The organism is Micrococcus lacusdianchii, assembly GCF_023155805.1.
In the GTDB taxonomy this organism is placed as follows: domain Bacteria; phylum Actinomycetota; class Actinomycetes; order Actinomycetales; family Micrococcaceae; genus Micrococcus; species Micrococcus lacusdianchii.
In genome coordinates, this window is sequence record NZ_JAKNUW010000053.1 from 1 (window position 1) to 822 (window position 822).

The 822-nt window shown below is 69.2% G+C and carries 1 protein-coding gene; it reads left to right on the plus strand.

Annotation, left to right across the window (positions count from 1 at the left end):
* The coding region (locus MA879_RS12300) for an IS3 family transposase (RefSeq protein ID WP_248126891.1) at positions 1 to 822 on the plus strand (822 nt) is incomplete at both ends.

Consider the following 822-nt stretch of genomic DNA (forward strand, 5'->3'; position numbering starts at 1 on the left):
GAACTGGTGAACCGCTTCCAGTTCGTCGAGGACCACAAGGACGCCTACGGCGTGAAGCGGTTGTGCGAGATCGTCGAGATCGCGAGGTCGTCGTTCTACGCCTGGCTCGCGGCGGCTCCGGGACGGGCGGCGAGAGCGGCCGAAGATACAGCCCTCGCCGCACGGATCAGGGTGCTGCAGGACCCCGCCCAGGGCGGCGACCGCGCCTACGGGGCACCCCGGATCACCGCCGACCTCAACGACGGCGTCACCACCGCCGCCGAGCGGGTGAATCACAAGCGCGTCGCCCGCGTGATGCGTGAGCACCAGCTGGTGGGGATCCGGCTGCGACGGCGGGTGAAGACCACGATCCCGGACCAGTCCGGGAGGAAGTTCCCCGACCTGATCGGCCGGGACTTCTCGATCGGGGAGCCGAACCGCCGGTACGTCGGCGATATCACCTACCTCCCGATCGCAGACGGGTCGAACCTGCATCTCGCGACGTGCATCGACCTCGGCTCCCGCAAGCTCGCGGGCTGGCAGGTCGCCGACCACATGCGCACCGAACTCGTCGAGGACGCACTCCGCGCCGCGGCCCGCGACCGCGGCAGTCTCGCCGACGCCGTGTTTCACAGCGACCACGGCAGCGTCTACGCCTCGAAGGCCTACGCGGCCCTCTGCGAGCAGCTCACCGTCGTCCAGTCCATGGGTGCGGTGGGCACGAGTGCCGACAACTCACTCGCGGAGAGTTTCAACGCCGCGCTCAAGCGGGAGCTTCTCGAGGGCCGGGCCGCATTTCCAGATCAGGCCACGGCCTACCGGGCCGTGTTCCGATGGGCGAAC